The organism is Saprospiraceae bacterium, assembly GCA_016713025.1.
Taxonomy (GTDB): domain Bacteria; phylum Bacteroidota; class Bacteroidia; order Chitinophagales; family Saprospiraceae; genus OLB9.
On record JADJPZ010000004.1, the window covers coordinates 1,076,899 to 1,098,347 of the forward strand.

Annotated in this window: 15 protein-coding genes; 10 read left to right on the plus strand and 5 right to left on the minus strand. The window is 36.5% G+C overall.

Annotated elements, in window-relative coordinates; translation table 11 throughout:
- On the minus strand, positions 1 to 690 hold the full coding sequence (locus tag IPK35_11025; protein ID MBK8053773.1) for a 3'-5' exonuclease: 690 nt from the start codon (positions 688 to 690) through the stop codon (positions 1 to 3).
- Complete coding sequence (locus IPK35_11030) at positions 687 to 2,576, minus strand: CBS domain-containing protein (GenBank protein ID MBK8053774.1); 1,890 nt, start codon at positions 2,574 to 2,576, stop codon at positions 687 to 689. The genes IPK35_11025 and IPK35_11030 overlap by 4 nt, the downstream gene beginning before the upstream one ends.
- 243 nt (positions 2,577 to 2,819) lie before the next feature.
- On the opposite strand from IPK35_11030, the gene IPK35_11035 reads away from it, so the two are divergent.
- The 10 genes from IPK35_11035 (at position 2,820) to IPK35_11080 (ending at position 16,872) form a co-directional block, all read left to right on the plus strand.
- Positions 2,820 to 3,104: a helix-turn-helix transcriptional regulator gene (locus tag IPK35_11035; GenBank protein MBK8053775.1), complete on the plus strand. Its 285-nt coding sequence runs from the start codon at positions 2,820 to 2,822 to the stop codon at positions 3,102 to 3,104.
- A gap of 624 nt (positions 3,105 to 3,728) precedes the next feature.
- Positions 3,729 to 5,135, plus strand: coding sequence for a porin (locus IPK35_11040; protein MBK8053776.1), 1,407 nt, complete (start codon positions 3,729 to 3,731; stop codon positions 5,133 to 5,135).
- 28 nt (positions 5,136 to 5,163) lie between these two features.
- On the plus strand, positions 5,164 to 5,421 hold the full coding sequence (locus tag IPK35_11045; protein ID MBK8053777.1) for a DUF4212 domain-containing protein: 258 nt from the start codon (positions 5,164 to 5,166) through the stop codon (positions 5,419 to 5,421).
- 40 nt (positions 5,422 to 5,461) lie between these two features.
- On the plus strand, positions 5,462 to 7,171 hold the full coding sequence (locus IPK35_11050; GenBank protein MBK8053778.1) for a cation acetate symporter: 1,710 nt from the start codon (positions 5,462 to 5,464) through the stop codon (positions 7,169 to 7,171).
- A 454-nt stretch (positions 7,172 to 7,625) separates the two neighbouring features.
- Entirely contained in the window at positions 7,626 to 7,835 is a 210-nt protein-coding gene (locus tag IPK35_11055) for a hypothetical protein (protein ID MBK8053779.1), read from the plus strand.
- 37 nt (positions 7,836 to 7,872) lie between these two features.
- Positions 7,873 to 9,225, plus strand: coding sequence for a hypothetical protein (locus IPK35_11060; GenBank protein ID MBK8053780.1), 1,353 nt, complete (start codon positions 7,873 to 7,875; stop codon positions 9,223 to 9,225).
- A gap of 208 nt (positions 9,226 to 9,433) precedes the next feature.
- Complete coding sequence (locus IPK35_11065) at positions 9,434 to 12,139, plus strand: histidine kinase (GenBank protein ID MBK8053781.1); 2,706 nt, start codon at positions 9,434 to 9,436, stop codon at positions 12,137 to 12,139.
- A 76-nt stretch (positions 12,140 to 12,215) separates the two neighbouring features.
- On the plus strand, positions 12,216 to 12,584 hold the full coding sequence (locus IPK35_11070) for a response regulator (protein MBK8053782.1): 369 nt from the start codon (positions 12,216 to 12,218) through the stop codon (positions 12,582 to 12,584).
- Positions 12,585 to 12,800: 216 nt separating this feature from the next.
- Entirely contained in the window at positions 12,801 to 14,702 is a 1,902-nt protein-coding gene (gene acs / locus IPK35_11075; protein MBK8053783.1) for an acetate--CoA ligase, read from the plus strand.
- Between the two features lie 292 nt (positions 14,703 to 14,994).
- Positions 14,995 to 16,872, plus strand: a complete 1,878-nt coding sequence (locus tag IPK35_11080) for an acetate--CoA ligase (GenBank protein MBK8053784.1) — start codon at positions 14,995 to 14,997, stop codon at positions 16,870 to 16,872.
- A 165-nt stretch (positions 16,873 to 17,037) separates the two neighbouring features.
- Here the strand turns inward: IPK35_11080 and aspA are convergent, their stop codons facing one another.
- The 3 genes from aspA to IPK35_11095 form a co-directional block, all read right to left on the minus strand.
- Entirely contained in the window at positions 17,038 to 18,438 is a 1,401-nt protein-coding gene (aspA, locus tag IPK35_11085) for an aspartate ammonia-lyase (protein MBK8053785.1), read from the minus strand.
- Positions 18,439 to 18,937: 499 nt separating this feature from the next.
- On the minus strand, positions 18,938 to 20,896 hold the full coding sequence (locus IPK35_11090) for an endonuclease (GenBank protein MBK8053786.1): 1,959 nt from the start codon (positions 20,894 to 20,896) through the stop codon (positions 18,938 to 18,940).
- A gap of 42 nt (positions 20,897 to 20,938) precedes the next feature.
- On the minus strand, positions 20,939 to 21,376 hold the full coding sequence (locus IPK35_11095) for a DUF4293 domain-containing protein (GenBank protein MBK8053787.1): 438 nt from the start codon (positions 21,374 to 21,376) through the stop codon (positions 20,939 to 20,941).
- Between the last annotated feature and the right edge of the window lie 73 nt (positions 21,377 to 21,449).

The following is a 21,449-nucleotide window of genomic DNA, read 5'->3' on the forward strand; positions in this document are numbered from 1 at the left end:
TCACCTCATCAATTGATTGACTGTGCGAATCCCTTTCTGGTGCAATCGATGTAACAGCTTTAAAAGAATAAGTCCTGTTATCAATGCATCCCCATCCGCAGTATGTCTTGCTTTTGGAACAACATGATACCTTTGACAGAGCTTGTCCAATGTGTAATCTTTTCTATCCAGACTGTCGGGATCAGTAGGTTTATCCAACCTACGGGCCAGAAATGATGTATCCAAGGTAGGATTTTTTAAGGATCCACCACCGCAGCTTATTGAGAGGTTATTTATCATCACCCGGTCAAAAGCCACATGATGTCCTACCAAAATATCCGAGCCAATAAATTGCATAAACTTTTGAATAGCTTCTGCTGGAGTAATGCCAAAGTCTTTGGTATTGACCAATCCATGAATGACAGCAGCTTTTGGGTTCTGAATACCATCGTGCATTATGATAATGGATAAGCTGTCAGATATATTAATACACTGATGACACACCCTTACTGCACCTATTGATAATATATGATCTTTTGCCGGGTCCAGTCCGGTCGTTTCAGTATCAAATACTACAAAAGACTGATTGTTGATGAGTGTCGACGGATCATGCTTTTCAAAAGCTTTTAAGTAATTTTTATAAAAATCTGCATCATAATGATCTACTTTGCCGCCCAGTCCCAGTGTTTGTTTTATTTTTTTCCAGATCATATGATACCACCTAGTTGAAACTTTATCTTAATAAGTTTTTGTATTTCATCAATAGGCTGGAAAGCATTTCTTAATTGCAGACGTTGCATTTTGTCCATCATTTCGGGTTGGATGTATCGCCCGGAATCATGAGATTGAAACCCTTGAGAAGTCCTGATGCGAATCAGGATTTCATAAGCATCAGCTGCCATTTGGTATAATTCAGCATTGTTTGGGTCTGATTCTGCCAATGCCAAAAATCTCTTGGATGTATTATTAACTCCTTTGATTTGCCTCGAGAGTATAAGTAGTCTGGCTGCATCCACTAGCGGCATCATTGCCCTGAGTTTAATATCAAAACTATCTTTATGCTCACCATTTTTTTCTACAATGAAGTTTCGGAAAAACGATAGCGGCGGTGGATTTTCCAATGCATTTTTGGCCAGAAGCTGTAGAAAGACCTCTTGTTGATCTAACAATCCGGATATGTGGTCGGTAAGATTTTCAACAAGTGACAGGTCACCATATACAGGTCTGTAATCAAAAAATATAGTACACATCATGATTTCTTTTTCTCCGGGGTTATGGATCCATTTTGAAAAGGTGTCCTTCCATTCAGCAATACTTTGACACCATGCAGGATTAGATGCCATCATGTCAGCCGGACAATATTCATACCCCACATCATTCAACATTAAAGTGACTTCTTTTGCCAGGCTGAGGCAGGTTTCTTTGATATTGGGCATATTTGGATCATGCTGATATATCAATGCATTGTCCTGATCTGTACGAAGTAACTGTTCTTGTCTTCCTTCACTGCCTAATGAGATCCAACAATAATTAATGTCCTTAAATTTTTCTTTACCGATTTTTACTTCAGCAATTTGTATACACCGTAGAATGATATCATCATTGATTTCCGAAACTATCTGTGTAATGTAAGGTATGGAAACTTCTTTATCAATGTATTTTTTGATCAGATTTTCTGTTTTATCCCTTATGACTTTGAGTTGCGTTGATGATGTACATTTTCTGATTTCTTTTATGAGTATGGAAGGATTGTCAGCTTGCTGAACCACAAGATCATGGTCCGATATAACTCCCATAAGTCTGGAATCGACTGTACCGTCTTCAGTAACGGCCAAGTGATTGATTCTATTTTTGAGCATTAAAATTTGCAACTCGGCTATACTGAGTGATGGTTGGACGCATATAACTGGAGATGACATGATTTGCACCACATTTTCTTTTTTGCGGACATCTCCTGCAACTACTTTTATGCGTAGATCTTTGTCGGTGATGATTCCAATGGGTTTTTGTCCTTCATCGCATATGATGATAGATCCGATTTTGTGATCAGCCATCATAATAGCAGCTTCTTGAATGGTATGATGCAGTTGGCAATAAACTGGGGCTTTCTCCATATCAGTTTTGAATATCTCTGCATGTAAGGGTGCAGCTACTCCTTCCATATGATGTTTTTTGTAAAACATATTGCCCGTTCCTACAGCAAAGTTTGCCGCTAAAAATGATGATACTTTGGGAAATTGTTCCAGAAAAGGTAGAAATGTTTCTGTTTTGATGGCATATATTATGGATTCTTCTTCAGTCTTTGCTGATAAAAGGTAGGGCGATTGAGCAAGAAGAGGTCTGATGCCAAAAATATCTCCTTCATCACATTGATCTACCATAGTACCATCTTCCTGATACAGATGGATAGCACCTTCATTGACTATATAAAACTGTGGAGGAGGCACATCTCCTATTTCAAACAATACCGAATTTGGAGGCAAATACTTTACGGTGACCTTTCCGGCTATTGACATAATAACATCCTTTGGAAGCATTGAAAATGGAGGAAACTCCTTGATAAAATCATAGACCCTATGGATAATTTCGTTTTTCATGCTGATAGTTTATTTTTGTTTTCCTACAACACTTTTATGTTTGTTGAATGATAATGTTTGAATTTACTATGTAAAAGTAAGATAAAATAAAAAAAAATCAAAATAACTGTAAACAAAAAAAGCATATAAGTATTTAAATATATACACATTTGAATATAATCACTGTTTCTTTGTTTGATTACAATAGCACACTTGTTCCCCGGATTTAAAAAACTTAAACACACACCAAAATAGTGAATGGCAATGAATACTAGTTTTGACATAGATTTTCTGGAAGATGTTACTGAAAAACTTAAAGCAGTAGCACATCCTGTACGTTTTGTGATGGTGGATTTATTGTACAAAGAAAATCAATTGTCTGTCACGGAAATACATGAAAAACTTGATATAGAGCAAGCTGTGGCCAGTCATCATTTGAGGATTTTAAAAAATCAGGATATAGTCAAAGTGAACCGTGATGGAAAAAACTCCTATTATTCGCTGGCAAAGGAAAATTTTCATCAGATAGTAACAGCTATGTTGCATTAATCTATTTGAGTAAACTAATCCAAATAATTCTTTCGCCAATATCAAAAGCGATGTTTTACATGTCTTTGTTTTTATTATGACCATAAATGGTCATGACGATATAATGTCCGGATTATAAATCACTCTAAGGACAAGTTTCGTGTTACCGCTTTAGGGATACATAAACTTCGTCCTCGCTTAAAATGAATAAAATAGAAAAGGAATTTTTCGCAAACCAATTAAGAGGGGTGTTTAAAATTTTGTTCTCTTAAAATCAATGTATTATGATCCGGACTTCAAAATAATGACTTTATTTAGTTCACCAACTGCCCGCCTATTTTCATAGCTGTCAGGCATGCTAAATGCGTTGATCATTTTATTGCCAGAAATATAATCCTTTTATTTACAACTATGAAAAATTTTAAACATGCTCTTATTTTGAGTATAACTTTGTACATTTTCGTTCAAGAAAAAAATTAATCATTCTCTGACCACTTTAATATATAATAAATATAATAATTTATTTTTTTTAAAAAAAACAATAAACAACTACATAAATATCTATATATCTATATATGTTTGCATTTATATATGAGCATGTGAATATTAGATATTACATTATTAATACTTAAAGTCAAATAGGAAATGAAATTCAACCCGACAAAATTTATTTGTAGTCTGATGATTGTTTTTACAAGTATTGCTTCGTTCAAAGCACAGGATGTAGCAGCTGAAGACCACACATACAAACCACTAACTTTAAAGCTAAATGAGAGTGGATCGAAATACATACGCTTTATCACATGGCATCAGTTCTGGGTTACAGCTACACAAAACAATCCCGGCACACGCGATGTAAATGGGCTACCTATAGACGGCACTAACAACTCAAGTCAATGGTCTACGGATATTGCGCTAAGGAGATCAAGGTTTTTGGCAGTTGCCCAGATTTCGCCCAGATTTTTGATATTGTCACACTGGGGTATCAATAATCAATCTTTTATCAATGGTGCTACGGCACCTAATGGACCAAATCCTACTACCACACCAAGTAATCAAGGCAAAAAGCCTGCTTTCTTTTTACATGATGCCTGGACAGAGTACAGAATTATACCCACTAAGTTATATGTGGGTGTTGGACTCCATTACTGGAATGGTGTAAGTCGTATGTCAAGTCACTCCACCCTTAATTTTATGCCTGTCGACGCTCCGATATTCAACTGGTCAAATATAGAAGCCACCGATCAGTTTGCCAGACAATTTGGTATCTATGCCAAGGGTCAATTAGGAAAGTTGGATTATCGGGTGGCACTCAACAAACCCTTTGTCAATGGCACTGTACCATCTGCTGTGTTGAAAAATGGTATTGCTGTCAATGTGACAAATGAAAACTATGCAACGGCAGGATATTTTAGTTTTATGTTGAAGGATAAAGAATCCAATGTGTTGCCTTTTTATGCAGGCTCGTACTATGGTGGCAAAGATATATTTAATATTGGCCTTGGATTTTACAATCATAAAGGAGCATCCCTTGTAAAAACAAATACAGATTCTACTTTTCAAAACCATTTGGCTTTAGGTGCTGATGTATTTATTGATAAACCGATAGATAAGGCAAAGGGTACAGCAATATCCATCATGGGAACCTTGTATTACATCAATTATGGCGACAATTATCTTAGAAATATTGGAATACTTAATGAACATGTCAATGCAGTACCCACCACTATGAGTTTTGCAGGCAGTGGAAATACTCAACCTACTATTGGATCAGGCTTTATAGGGTATCTTCAAGCTGGATACATGCTACCAAAAATGAAAGATGGAACATCCTTTATGCCATATGTTACAGCAACTTACAAAGATTTTGAAAGGCTAAAAGACCCAAGTTTTCAATGGGCTGCGGGCCTCAATTACATTATTAGTGGTCATAATGCAAAATTGACCCTTGAATACGCAACCCGACCAATATATATATCCGATGCTGCCAACGAAGTGGTAAGAAACGGAACAAAAGGTCAGCTTATATTGCAATCAGTCATTTTCTTATAATATTTTTAAATCACCAAATTATTAAATTATGTCAAATAAAAATCTCAACGATTACTGGAATCGTAATCTCACCTACCTTGTGATACTGCTAAGTATCTGGTTTCTTTGCTCCTATGGTGCTGGTATCCTTTTTAAAGATTCGCTCAATGAAATCAGAGTAGGCGGATATAAACTGGGTTTCTGGTTTGCACAGCAGGGATCGATGTACATCTTCTGCATCCTGATATTTATTTACGTCTGGCTTATGAATAAGCTTGATAAAGAATATGATGTAGACGAAAAATAATTTAAAAAACAATTTCATTAATCAAATAAAATTAAAAATCATGGACGTTAAAATGTGGACCTACATCATTGTAGGATTGAGTTTTGCACTATATATCGGTATTGCTATCTGGTCAAGAGCCGGATCAACCAAAGAATTTTACGTAGCTGGTGGAGGAGTATCCCCATTGGCCAATGGTATGGCTACAGCTGCCGACTGGATGTCTGCTGCATCATTTATCTCTATGGCAGGTCTTATTTCCTTTATGGGATATGATGGTGCTGTATATCTCATGGGTTGGACTGGTGGATATGTATTATTGGCACTGCTTCTAGCACCTTATCTTAGGAAATTTGGTAAATTTACAGTTCCAGACTTTATTGGGGATAGATATTATTCCAATACAGCTCGTACAGTCGCTGTAATCTGTGCCTTGATCGTTTCATTTACCTATGTCGCTGGCCAGATGCGTGGAGTAGGTGTAGTCTTTTCAAGATTTCTTGAAGTCAGTATAGAGATGGGTGTAGTGATAGGTATGATCATCGTATTGTTTTATGCAGTATTGGGTGGCATGAAAGGGATCACTTATACTCAAGTAGCACAGTATTGTGTCTTGATATTTGCATATATGGTACCTGCTATCTTTATATCCTTAGCATTGACTGGCAACGCTATCCCACAATTGGGTTTTGGTGCTCAGCTTGCTGATGGCTCAGGCTATTTATTGGATAAATTGGATGGGCTCAATCAGGAATTGGGATTCGCTGCATATACCGATGGCACTAAATCAGTAATGGATGTATTTGCCATAACCTTTGCTTTGATGGTGGGAACAGCGGGACTTCCGCATGTCATCGTAAGATTTTTTACAGTACCTAAAGTGAAAGATGCCCGCCAATCTGCAGGATATGCATTATTATTCATCGCTATACTTTATACTACAGCGCCTGCTGTTGCAGCTTTCGCCAGAACCAATATGATCAACACCGTTAGTAATAAAGAATACAGTGCTATGCCAGAATGGTTTAAAAAATGGGAAACAACCAAACTTATCAAATTTGAAGATAAAAATGGTGACGGCAAAATCCAATATGTCAAGGATAAGGAAAAGAATGAGCTCACTGTAGATAATGATATCATGGTACTGGCCAATCCTGAAATCGCGGGACTTCCCAACTGGGTGATCGCACTGGTGGCAGCAGGTGGTTTAGCAGCTGCACTTTCTACAGCAGCAGGTTTATTGTTGGTTATATCTACTTCTATTTCTCATGATTTATTGAAAAAACAATTGAATCCAAATATCTCAGAAAAAAATGAGTTGCTTGCGGCGAGATTGTCAGCAGCAGCAGCTGTAATTGTAGCGGGATATTTTGGTATCAATCCTCCGGGATTTGTGGCAGCGGTTGTTGCCTTAGCTTTTGGGCTCGCAGCCGCATCCTTCTTCCCGGCCATCATCATGGGTATTTTCTATAAGCGTATGAACATGCAAGGTGCAGTCGCTGGTATGATTGTCGGTATCACTCTAATGATTTTTTACATGCTGAAATTCAAATTCGGAATGTTTGATGGTGGTAAAGATGCAGTAGATGGATTGAAGAGTGCATGGTGGTTTGGTATATCTCCTGAAGGATTTGGGACTGTAGCCATGCTGGCCAACTTCATAGTATCAATCGCAGTCAGTGCTATGACTCCAGCTCCTCCAGCCCAAGTACAACAAATAGTTGAAGATATCAGGATACCTAGAGGTGCAGGTTCGGCTCATGCGCATTAAGATTTGTTAATTTTCATATTCGGCCGGGGCTAGTTTACATTTATATTGTTTTGATTGTTTTTTTCCCAAAGTGCTCTGTCAAGATAAATAGTTAAATTACAATGTGAGCTATTTATTTTTAAGATCAAGGCAAAAATCGCAGGCATAGCAGTAGCTATGACGAGAATTTTTAACGCAGAGATTAGGAAAAAGAGCCACATTTCATTAAGTAATTTATCTAGTCAGAGCACTATAATAGTTCCGGTTGCTTTTTTCAAAACTCAAATATAGTCGTCAGATCATTTTTCTGGCGACTATTTTTTATTCAAATAAATTTTATATTTTTGCATGTTAGTATTTCGATAAGCAATGAATTTATTCCTTTAACCCGAAATATGCGTGAGAACTTTTATCATTATAAAAAAGAATACACTCTCACAATTCAACAAATTTATCAAATCAACAATTTTTAAAAATGAACACAACTCTTTCAAATATTTTTGTCATCGTATATGCAGCATTGACCCTTTTTGTTCGCATCTTGCTAGAGCCACAGTTGCAAGGCCAATTTCTTATCTCGATAGGAATGGGTGCCTTTGCTTTATTGTTTTTATGGGCACTCATCCGAAGTGGCTTTTTGAGACCTACGATTTTGGGATTGGATAAGTATGGGCCAAAAAAGTGATGGAGCAGGTATTTAATAATTAGGTAAACTAAGTCATGTGTCAAAATTAAAAGATACTCACGGTATTACTGACCTTTTTCGAGAAATACTGAATTTATCAGATTCTCAAATAAATGTAATAAACAATCTTGAATATGATACATATAAAGCGCACTTCTGGAGCAATAGAAGTGAACAGGCATTAAAATTTGGGTTTTTAAGAAGTCTTTTTAGCTTGTTAGATATTAAGCAAATCACTGCACTTAAATCATACAAAAATGATATAATCTACCAAAAAAAATTGAACAAAGATAAAGATCTCAAAAACTTAATAGAAAGAGAAAGCAATAGATTAAAGGATTTAAATCTTACTGAAGAACAACTCTTTAAATATTCGTTGGCTAAAATGAACTTGCCCAAATTAGCAAAAGAAAAAATGATGGAAAGGGCTAAAAACGGAATCAATAAAATATCATACAGCAGTGACCGTAATGAATTAGAAAAAGAACTTATCCTGCCCATATTCACTCATGAACAAATTACTATCTATTCAAAAATAGTCAAAAAAGAAAAGCTGCTTGAATTAGAATGGCATTACAAATTTACAAAAGATCGTTTTGAGAATGATTATGATGTTAGAATCGCTGACCATATAGTTCCATTGATTTATGAAATAGAAGATCAAGATAATGTTTATGATGATTACGATAACATTAAGTCAGAATTTGAGCAAGAAGAAGAAAAAATGGAAAAATATAGAAAGATACTCAATCCTGACCAATTTCATAATTATCTAAAAAAATATAACCAACGTATAACGCAAATAAAACAAAATCTAAATGAGATAAATCAAAACCACTTTAAACAATTGGAAAGTTCAAAAGCAACTTTTAATTACTATGTAAAAAATGTGTTGCCCGAAAAAGTAAAAGCAAGGAAACTACTTGAGAAAGAATTGACACCAAATGAAAAGTCAATCATTGATAAACTTAGAATCTTGTATCTTCAAAAGTTAGAAGTCAACAAAGCTAATGCTTTAAAACAACATCAAAAATATCATCAGGACCATGTACCAAATGAATGGAAAGATTATTTGATACATCACAATTTTAATATACTAAAACCCAATGGTTATCTTTTGAGTAAAAATGAGCTGGCTTTGGATTTATTGTCTGAAGAAATAATAAAAAAAATAAAAACATTTCAATCCAATCTTACAGCTATAAATAAAGAGTTTAAAGAATTTCAGATAAACCTTTATGAAAGTACAGGTGGTAATTATGGTGGTAATATTATAAAAATACAACCTTCACTTGAACAAACCAAGTTAGAATATCTTTCATTTTTACTTTTAGAACCCAACCTTGAATCAATATTGAGTAAACTATCTTCATTTAACACAATCACTTGATTAACACCAACCACCATGCTCCAAAAAAGAAGGGAATCCAGATGGGCTATATTCATCATCGGTATTGTACTTATCAATTTCCCGATACTCTCTGTGTTTAATAAAAGTGAGTTTATCTTTGGCGTCCCGTTGACATATTTTTATTTATTTTCACTTTGGTTGATTATGATTATCTTTACTTACATGATGACCATAAAACAAAAATAAAATGGGTGCAGGATGGGTGATATTGTTTTCGTTACTATATTTGGTGCTATTGTTTTTGATAGCACTCTTTGGTCATCGGTTGGCCAAAGCTGGAAAAAGTATTGTCAATAATCCTTATGTATACGCATTGTCTCTGACAGTGTACTGTACGGTATGGACATTTTATGGCAGTGTTGGCAGAGCTACTCAGACGGGTTTGGGCTTTGCAGCTGTGTATTTAGGTCCCGCATTGCTGGCACCTGTATGGTACATGGTGATGAGAAAAATCATCTTGATATCCAAACAGCTTAGGATAACATCTATAGCTGACTTTATATCATCCCGATATGGTAAAAGTACATTTTTAGGCATGTTGACCACGGTGATATTGATTTTTGGCATCATACCTTATATCAGTATCCAACTCAAAGCGATAGGTATCAGTTTTGATCTCATCACGCAATCCGATATCAAAGATTCGTTTTGGGACTCATCTGCATTCTACAGAGATAAAGTCAACTATTTTACTATCTTGTTAGCTGTATTTACGATACTTTTTGGTACTCGAAGCCTTGATCCCAACGAAAGACATGAAGGTCTCATAGCTGCTATCGCTTTTGAATCGATCATAAAGTTAATTGCATTTCTGGCAGCTGGTATTTTTGTTGTATATTTTGTTTTTGATGGTATGTCAGATATTTTCACAAAAGCATCTGCCGATGACAACACGGCTAAACTACTGACTTTAAATACGTCTGAGACTGCAAAAACAAATTGGTTTTGGGTGCTGATTTTGTCCGCTGTTTCAGTGATGTTTCTACCTAGACAATTTCACGTATCGGTTGTTGAAAATACCAATATTTCTTATGTCAGACAAGCTTCGTGGCTTTTTCCTTTATATCTTTTCTTGATTTGTATTTTTGTTTTGCCTATTGCTATTGGTGGTTTGTTGGTTTTGCCAGAGTCATCAGATCCTGATATGTTTGTCTTAAGTCTGCCTATGCATTTTGGGCAAGGATGGTTAGCACTTTTAGTCTATATTGGTGGGTTTTCAGCAGCTGCCAGTATGGTTGTCGTATCCGTCATCTCTCTGAGTATCATGGTATCCAATAATCTTTTGATGCCGTTACTTCTAAAAACCAGAACTGCCTCAGTAGATGGTTTTGCATTATTGTCTGTACGCTTGCTATATATCAGGCGAGTTGTAATTGTGGTTATTATGTTTCTGGCATTTGGTTTTTACAAATCAGTAAGTAGTAGCTTTCCATTGGTGTCTATCGGATTGATTTCTTTTGCAGCTATATTACAATTGGCCCCAGCTATTATAGGGGGACTTTTTTGGTCCAGAGCCAATGAAAAAGGTGCTACCGCAGGTCTTATGGCTGGTTTTTTTATATGGTTTATTTGTCTACCACTTCCTACCTTGGCGGAAGCGGGAATTTTAAACCAATCATTGATCTCAGAAGGATACTTCGGAATAGCTTCATTCAAACCATACGCACTTTTTGGCTTGGAAAATGTTGATTCTATATCCAATGCTTGTATATGGAGTATGATTTTCAATATTGGGATATTTGTTGTCATTTCTTTAATGACCACTCAGGAAGTCGTCGAATTAGCTCAAGCAGATATGTATGTCAATATAGAAAAGTATTCTACATTACCAGATATAGAAGTCCTTAAAAAAGAAGCATCTGTCCAGAAACTAAAGCAGCTTTTGGTGAGGTATTTAGGGGCTAATAAAGCAAGGGCTCATCTACAAAATTTTCAGGGAAAGTTATCATCATCACAAGATGATCAGGCCAGCCAGGAATTCATCCAATATATCGAAAAAATATTGACAGGAGCATTTGGAGCTGCTTCTGCTAAGTTATTGCTAAGTGCAGATATCCGTCAGCAAAATATTTCCTTAACACAACTAAATGAAATCATCAATCAGACCAAAGAAATTCTTGAATATAGTCATGCATTGGAAGAAAAAACGGAAGAACTAACTCAAACGACCAATGAACTGGCAGCTTTAAATAGCCGATTGAAGGAGTTAGATGTCATGAAAGCTGAATTTATTTCTACAGTCACACACGAACTTAGAACGCCTGTCACAACGATCCGTTCTTTTTCCCAAATTTTACAAACTAAGGAAAATATTGACCCTAGGCAAAAGTCTGAGTTTTTGTCTATCATCCTTAAAGAATGTGACCGTATTGCCAGACTGATTAATCAGGTACTCGAAGTGGAAAAATTAGAGTCAGTCAGTGTTTCTGATGAAGGCAATGCCAATTTTCATACCATCGCAACTTTAGCAATAAAAAGGTTACAACCCATCGCAGATGAAAAAGGTGCTTCTTTGATTTACGAAAATATACATCAAGAGATTGATATTCCTTTGAGTGAAGATATACTCTTACAGGTATTACTTAATCTGCTCTCCAATGCTATAAAATTTTGTGCTCCAGAAAGTGGGATCGTAAAATTATCAGTCCAATGTTTTGGTGAACACCACCAAAACATCATCAGTGTTTACAATAATGGACAGCATATTCCTGATGGATTCAAAAATAGAATTTTCGAAAAATTCACCCAAGTAAAAGATGGTAATCTGGCAAAACCTGATGGAAGCGGACTAGGTTTATACATCACTAAAAAATTTATCGAGCAAGGTGGTGGAAAGATAAATTTCATTTCAAATGATCAGCATGGTACCACTTTTACTATACAGTTCGAATAATAACTGTGTTTGCACTTTTATGTTTCGAATAATTAAGTAATTTTACTCCGTATTAAAAGCATAAAACATTGTAGCCATGTCCCTTAAAAAAGTATTAATTGTAGATGATGAACCCAACATCGTATTGGCACTGAGGGTGCTTTTGGAAGGTCAGGGTTATGATATTGAATATTGTTTTGATGGAACATCTGCTATAGAAACACTTGAAGGCTTTATTCCAGATTTGGTTCTTCTAGATGTGATGATGCCGGGTGTTGATGGTTTTACTGTGGCCAAATTCATTCGCAATAATGTTGAATTAATACATACCAACATTATATTTCTTACGGCAAAGGGTACTAAGGATGATAAAATGGAAGGCTATAAGTCTGGAGCCGAATACTATATAGTCAAACCATTTGATAATGATAATATTTTGGAGAAAGTGAAGGAATTGCTGTCTTAGATTTGTTTTTTGTAGATCCAAAAAGGTCTTATAACAAATGCCGCGTTACTTTAATTAGATTAAAAAGAGAAATAATTCCCCCATTTAAAAAATTACAAATGAATCAGTCCGGGACATTTCGATTACCAATATTTATATTTTTAAAAAAAAGTAGACTTTATTATATCTATTAATCTATATATTTATATATTTGCAGAATCATTAAATAATTAAGCCATGACATTACAAATAAAAAGTGTAGAGCAATATCAAGAAGCGTACAAAAAGAGTGTTGAGAATCCTGAAGGCTTCTGGGCAGAACAAGCCGAAACATTTACCTGGTTTGAAAAGTGGCATACGGTGCTTCACCACGACTTTGTAACTCCTGATGTAAGATGGTTTGAAGGAGGTAAACTCAATATCACGGTCAACTGTCTCGACAGACATATCGAAACCAAAGGTGACCAGACTGCCATCATCTGGGAAGCCAATGAAGCATTTGAACCATCAAAAAGATACACATATAAACAGCTGTTGGCAGAAGTAAATAAATGTGCTAATACGCTAAAAGCTCAGGGAGTCAGGAAAGGAGACAGGATATGTTTTTATATGCCTATGATTCCTGAAGTGGCCATTGCCATGTTGGCTTGTGCACGTATCGGAGCTATACATTCAGTTGTATTTGCAGGATTTTCTGCCAATGCATTGGCGGACAGAATCAAGGATGCTGAGTGTAAAATGGTCATTTGCTCCGATTATAATAGACGTGGGCCTAAAAATATTCCTGTAAAAGATGTTGTGGATGAAGCGATCACTATGGGTTGTGATTCTGTAGAAAAAGTATTAGTCTATAAAACGACTGGCGGAAAAGTCAATTGGAATAATGACATCGATTTGTGGTGGCATGAAACGGTAGATCATATGAGCGATATATGCGAACCAGAAGTGATGGATGCTGAGGATATGTTATTCATCCTATATACATCCGGCTCTACAGGCAAACCCAAAGGTGTCGTACATACTTGTGGAGGATACATGGTGTACACTTGCTATTCCTTCAAAAATGTATTTCAGTATCAGGAAGGCGACATATATTGGTGTACAGCAGATGTAGGCTGGATTACCGGTCATTCCTATATCCTTTATGGACCTTTGTTAGCAGGAGCTACTACCATTATGTTTGAAGGTGTACCTGGACACCCCGATGCAGGTAGATTCTGGCATGTTTGTGAAAAACACAGAGTGAATCAATTTTATACAGCTCCTACTGCGATCAGAGCATTGATGGCGGCAGGATGGCATGAACCAGAAAAATATGACTTGAGTTATCTTAAAGTCATAGGTTCAGTTGGTGAACCTATCAATGAAGAAGCCTGGCATTGGTACGATGAAAAAGTAGGTCGTGGTCATGCTCCAATTGTAGATACCTGGTGGCAGACTGAGACGGGCGGTATTCTGATTACACCACTACCAGGCATAACAGATGCTAAGCCTTGTTTTGCGTCCTACCCTTTACCCGGTGTACAACCTGTATTACTGGATGCCAATGGAGTAGAGTTGGAAGGCAACAACGTGGAAGGTTTGTTGTGTATTAAGTTTCCATGGCCATCCATTTTGAGAACCACTTATGGAGATCATGAAAGATGCAGGACGAACTACTTTGCAGCTTTTAAAGATTATTATTTCACCGGCGACGGTGCCAAACGGGATGAAGATGGCAGATATAGGATCATCGGAAGGGTTGATGATGTGATCAATGTATCCGGTCACAGAATAGGAACTGCTGAGGTAGAAGATGCCATTGATCAGCATTCAGGTGTGGTGGAATCAGCAGTAGTTGGATACCCGCATGACATCAAGGGTCAAGGTATCTATGCATATGTCAAGCCTCATCATGAGGTAGTAGATGCTGAGCATTTCAGAAAAGAAATTCTTGCCGTCGTGACCAAACATATAGGACCGATCGCAAAACCAGACAAAATTCAAATAGTCACTCAATTACCAAAGACGAGATCCGGAAAGATCATGAGGCGCATACTAAGAAAAATAGCAGAAGGCCAAACCGATCAATTGGGTGACACATCCACTTTACTCAATCCTGAATGTGTAGAAGAGTTGAAAGCCGGTGCTTTAGAATAAAACAGCCTTTCTGCTGAGATGGAATAAAGGCAGCTGATTTGTGGTGATCGAGTGATGTGGAATAAGATCGGCATTTTTCAAAGTTAAGTTTTTCGTATCGTTCAGCATTATAATTAAAGTAAATTTGTTTGCTCAAATTTAGAATTTTAATTGACACATTTTCAATGAATTAAAATCAAAATATTATTGCCAATCAAATTTATTTTAACTATAAGTGGTTCGCTTGTATCATATTTGGATTTTTCAAATCATTCAATATTCTTCATTCCTAATTCCTAATTTATTTTTAAACATGTCTTACCCAATCAAATACGACCAAAGTATCTCTGAAAAAGAAGATTTCTGGTTGAAAGAAGCTCAGAAAATAGATTGGTTTACCTTTCCTGAAACTATCTTGAGCACCAACGAAGACAATCTATATCATTGGTATAAAGGCGGAAAGTTAAATACATGCTACCTGGCATTGGACAAACATGTTGATTCAGGTCGAGGCCAACAAACAGCTTTGATATATGACTCACCTGTGACGGGCACCAAAAAACAATTTACTTATGATCAACTTTTACAGGAAGTGCGTCTTTTTGCAGGTGTCTTGAAAGGTAAGGGAGTTCAAAAAGGGGATACTATTGTCATTTACATGCCCATGGTACCGGAAGCAGTGATAGCTATGTTGGCGTGTGCACGTATTGGAGCTGTTCATTCTGTAGTTTTTGGTGGTTTTGCAGCTCATGAGCTCGCTATCAGAATCAATGATGCCAGACCAAAATATATACTGATGGCAAGTGGAGGAAAGGAAATCGACAAAATAATACCCTATAAACCAATAGTCGAAGCGGCCTTACACGAAGCTTATTTCAAGCCTGATGGATGTATCGTTTTACAAAGAGATTTTGTTCCTTGTGAGATGAAGTCCGGATATGATCATGACTGGCAGGAGCTTATGAGGTCAGCACAGCCGGAAGATTATGTCATCATGGATGCTACTGATCCACTATATATATTATACACGTCAGGTACCACAGGCGCACCTAAAGGTATAGTAAGAGACAATGGAGGCCATGCCGTGGCATTAAATAGTAGTATGGAGTATGTGTATAATGCATCACAGGAAGACGTGTATTGGGCTGCCTCAGATATAGGATGGGTAGTCGGACATTCATATATCGTTTACGCTCCTTTGATAAGAGGATGTACCACCATAGTTTTTGAAGGAAAACCTATCAAGACACCCGATGCAGGTACTTTTTGGAGAGTTATTGAAGAATATAAAGTCAATATTTTTTTTACTGCACCTACTGCAATCAGGGCCGTAAAGAAAGAAGATTTTGATGCAGAATTATTTAAAAAATATGATCTGTCATCATTAAAATATCTTTTTTTGGCTGGTGAACGTACAGATGTGGCAACTTATGACTGGGTGTCAAATCTATTGAAACGTCCGGTTATTGACCATTGGTGGCAAACAGAATCAGGGTACCCAATGCTGGCAAATTTGGCAGGTGTTGGACTTATACCTGTCAAGCCTGGCTCGGCCGGAAAACCTTACTTTGGTTTTGATATCCGAATCATTTCGCAGGACCACGATTTCATGCCACCCAATCAGGAAGGAGCCGTGGTCATCAGACTGCCTTTACCTCCTGGATGTTTGCCGGGATTATGGAATGATAATGAAAGATATGTAAAATCATACCTGACTGAATATCCGGGATATTATTTCTCAGGCGATGGCGGATATCGAGATGATGATGGTTATATCTTTATTACAGGAAGGATTGATGATGTTATCAATGTGGCAGGACACCGACTATCCACAAGTGAGATGGAAGAGATTGTTGCAGGTCATTATGCGGTTGCCGAATGCGCAGTTGTAGGCTGCTATGATGAGATGAAAGGTCAGTTGCCTGTAGGTTTTGTGGTACTAAAGCACAGTTTTGATAAGGATGGAGATCAGATTAAGTCAGAACTGGTAGCTAAAGTTAGGGACACAATTGGCGCTGTTGCAGCATTCAAAACAGTCCACTTTGTAGAGCGTTTACCCAAAACGCGGTCAGGCAAAATCCTTAGAAAAATAATTCGTGCTATAGCAGATGGGGTGCCATATCAGGTACCTTCGACTATAGAAGACATCACAGTTTTGGAGGAGATCAAATGGGAGCTGACCAACAAGTAGCGGTTTATACTTAACGGAAAATTGATTGCGAAAATTTTTAATCATAATTATTTAGTTTACAATACATTATGATTTAATTTTTTTCACAAAATATTTTCTGTTCTCTATAAATACATTTGGCACCAGATGTTCCCATCACCTCTCTTTATTCCATAAGATGCTCTTTTAAAATTTATGTGGTTTTAGCATGTGTTCCGGATTCAGGATTTCATCCAGTTTTTCTTTAGAAAGTAGCTTATATTCCAATACAAGGTTGTAAACACTTTTACCTGACTCCAAAGCTTCTTTTGCGATTTTTGAAGAGTTTTTATACCCGATATATGGATTTAGGGCAGTGACGATTCCAATACTGTTTCTTACCATTTCAAGGCAGACTTCTTTGTTAGCTGTAATGCCGTCGATGCATTTATCCCTTAAGGTATCCATGGCATTGCATAGAAACTGGATATTTTCCATGATGGCATGTGAAAGCACAGGCTCCATTACGTTGAGTTGCAATTGGCCGGCTTCTGCAGCAAATGTGACAGTGAGATCATTTCCTATTACCTTGTAACACACCTGATTTACTACTTCCGGAATGACAGGATTTACTTTGCCAGGCATGATTGAACTACCCGGTTGCATGGGAGGAAGATTAATTTCATAAAAACCTGCTCTTGGCCCTGAAGACAGCAATCTCAAGTCATTGCAGATTTTTGAAAGTTTGACAGCAAGCCGCTTTGTAGCGGATGAGTAAATAACATATGCGCCGGTATCTGATGTTGCTTCTACCAGATTTGGGGAAGAAACGATAGGAAAACCTGATATATCAGCTAAATTCTTTGCACACAAGACTGCATATCCCACGGGAGCATTCAACCCTGTTCCTATGGCAGTGGCACCCATATTTACTTCTACAAAAAGTTTAGCATTATTATTTAGTTTGTCTATATCCTCTTCCAAATTAGCAGCAAAAGCTTCAAATTCCTGACCTAATGTCATAGGGACAGCATCCTGCAATTGTGTGCGCCCCATTTTGATGACATCTTTGAATTCTACTCCTTTGTTTCTAAAAGACCCAACTATTGAAATTAACTTATTTACCAACTTCTGATTCATCATTAATAAACCAAGCTTTATCGCTGTAGGATAAGCATCATTGGTAGATTGAGACAAATTGATGTGATCATTTGGAGAACAAAACTGATAATCTCCCTTGGCTTTTCCTAATTTTTCCAATACCATGTTTGCAATGACTTCGTTAGCATTCATATTTACTGAGGTACCTGCTCCGCCTTGTATCATGTCTATTGGGAATTGTTCATGAAATTTTCCTGCTATAATTTCATCGCAGGAATCTGATATACAATTATAAAGATTTTTAGGTAAAAGCTCTAATTCAAAGTTGGTTTTAGCAGCAGCTTTTTTTACAAAGGCCAGTCCGGTGATGAACTCAGGATAAGAAGACAATAACTGACCCGAAATCTTAAAATTATTAATAGCTCTCTGTGTTTGAACACCGTAATAAGCATCTTTGGGAACATCTAATTCACCTAATAAGTCACTTTCTTTTCTGAAATTTTGCATAAGAAATATTTTGGTGAAGATAAGGATATTTATGATTTTGTGAAGAACTAATTTCATCTTTTAAAGTAAGAAATTCTCTTTATTTGCGTCTAGTAATTGCAATATATTTGTTTTACTAACTCTTGTATTGATAGTTTTGGATACAACTCAATTGAGTTTTAATACTTATCAGGTTTTATTTTGATTTGTATTTGAAGGAAAAAGAGTCTAAACTTAAAATATTACAGGTAAATTTGATATCTTAAGGTGGACAACATTGTTGAAAAACAGTCATATAGGCCCTGTTTATTCACAGAAAATTATTCGAATACGTTTTCTGAATTTTTTACAAGTGTTAAGTTAATTGTTGAATGATGGATCAACGATAAGTAGATTTTACTTTTGATGAAGTCGAGGGTTCCCCGAACTTAGCCGCAGCTAAGGAAAGGCTTCATAAACGAACAGTAAATGGAAAGATACAATAAGTCATCCGTCAATTTAACCATATCATAACATTAGTTTAGCGAATGATTATTGTTTTAATTACACTGTGGCTGGTAGTCTTCAATTTTATGTAATATGGACCTGGTGATAGTTTTTCAGCTATGACAGTATCTTCAAAGGCAGTTTTTGATAGATGTATTTTACCATTAATTTCGATAATTTGGATTTCGGTTTCTTCATTTATGCCCTTAATGTGGATATGCTCAAAACTTGGGTTTGGGAATATAGTATATTTCTCATGCTGAATATCATTGACGGAATTGCTTAATTGGTAGGGCAAACCTTTTTTGTTGCCATAAATATACTCCACCAAGTCAGGCAAATCTATAAATGGGTTTCTGTTTTTCTGCCAATCAAAAACTACGTTGTTTCTATTCGCTTCAAAATCATCAGGAAGATCACTCCTATGCCATGCCAACAATGTATCCAAATCGCCAAACTTTCCTATTTGTCCTTCCGGATATCCTTTGACGACTTCAAGTCCATTATACCTGACTCCAAGAAAAAAAATGCACCTTGCCACATCACCTTTAAATTTTCCTTTGGTCCCTGTGGGTCCGGAATATTGACCAAAATATTTATTCCCACGATTACTGTTTTCTACCCCATCTACAGCGCGTATGCCGTGGGCATCAGAATTGGCGTGTCTTATAGAATCAGGGCCTGTAGGCCAAAATATATTTTTCCCATTTATCTGGTCATCTTCATCAATACTGTTGAAGCCTCCTCTGGATCTTGGCCAGACGTGTTCTCTGTTCCAGGAGTTATTATTATCTGAACTGGTTTGAAAATCAAGCTTCGAACGCCCTTTTTCTAAATAAACCATCCAAATCTGATTGCTGTTTTCGGGATTCTGATCAGCTTCTTTCAATATATCTATCAGATCATTGTAGGTTTGTGCCCTTACCAGTAATGGGTTGGCTATAATGGATTGCAAGGTCAATTTTAGATCATTTCCTGATTTTCCATGGAGATTGTTGTAATAGTCATTATCATACTGAGCTTTTACTCGGCCATATGTAGGTTTTAAAGGTGTTCCAAAATCGGCAATTCTGAAATCATTATCCTCAACACGAATTTTAACATTATTATTGATACTGAAATATTTTTCAGGTAATGGCGCCAGTTTGAAAACTAAGTCTTCATCACCTTCGTCGTCTTTATCATCCAAAATGACCAAAGAAGACGTAGTACTATTTTGGTTTTTTTGCAAAGTAATTTTCAAGTCACCCTTAATATCAGTCAGATTGAATGTACCATTGTTAACAGAAAATTCAATGATCAGATCACTATCAATGATTTGATCACTTTGAAAAGTAATCAGGATAGTGTCCCCTTCTGTATATAAAGGTTTATTGAAATTTAATTTAATGCCAGTTAAAACAACTCCTGAGCCATCATTGAGCTTACGTGGAGTAGGGGTGCCCACATTATACGTACCATCATTTTTTCTTTGTATAGAGTTGGTATTGTTGGCACTGCCTTCATTGATTTGTCGAATATTTGGGTCAAAGGCCTTGAAAATTTGAATCATTGAAACTGCATCAGGATCACTGGTACCATAGATCAGTACGTCAATCAGCCTGGTGTCAAAAAATGCCACTTTCCCAATAGGGAAATCAGTTTCATCCCCTTTGTAAATAGCCACTGCATCTTCTCCGTTTTGTATAGTATTTTCAGGAATAATATAATGCGGAAAAGGAATTAAAGTGGAAGGACCTATCAAAAAAATCCCATTGACATCTGTTTGGTATCCGTCAAGATCAATGGCCAGGTAGCAGGAGTTTCCACCACTTGATGATCCATTAAAAAAAACCAAAATAAAACCATCTAAAGGGAAATTGGGTTTAATTGAACGCAGTTCGATAAATTCCTGCGTATCTAATCCAGGAGTGTCGCAATCCAGTTCATTGATTACCAGTTCCTTCTGTGCATTCAAACAGAATGCCCAGAAGAGAACTATTACAATTAATATTCTATTTTTCAATATTCATTTTTCAATCTAAAATAATTCACTTTATCTCAATCTGTCCATAGATCTGACAGTATTTTCATCCTTCTTAATATATCTGGCAGCAAGTACAGAGAACACTAATCCTATAAAAGGTAAAAATATTCCAAATTCGTCATTTATATTGTTTGCTTGACTGGTGATGGTTCCTTCATTGTAAATTAGAAGCATTGCCAGCAGAGGCAATAAAATACTTACTACTGTAACTACATAACTGAGTCGCATCTGAAGTATCCGGTTGTTAAATAAAAAAATAGCTATGATACTTACCAGACCACCCAGGACAGTAAGACCAATAAGTATAGGACTATCCTGGATATCATAGGTCATATCACTGAGCAAATTTGGAATGGCGACACTACTGGAAGCAAATGGTATTCCAAAAAGACCAAAAAATGAACCGCCGCAAACTAATAAAAAAATAGACTGAATACGTTGTAGCATAAAATTACTAATTTTGTTCCGTTAAAGGGCACAATATAATGAATTATAGCTTTTGGGAAAAAAAATTTATACA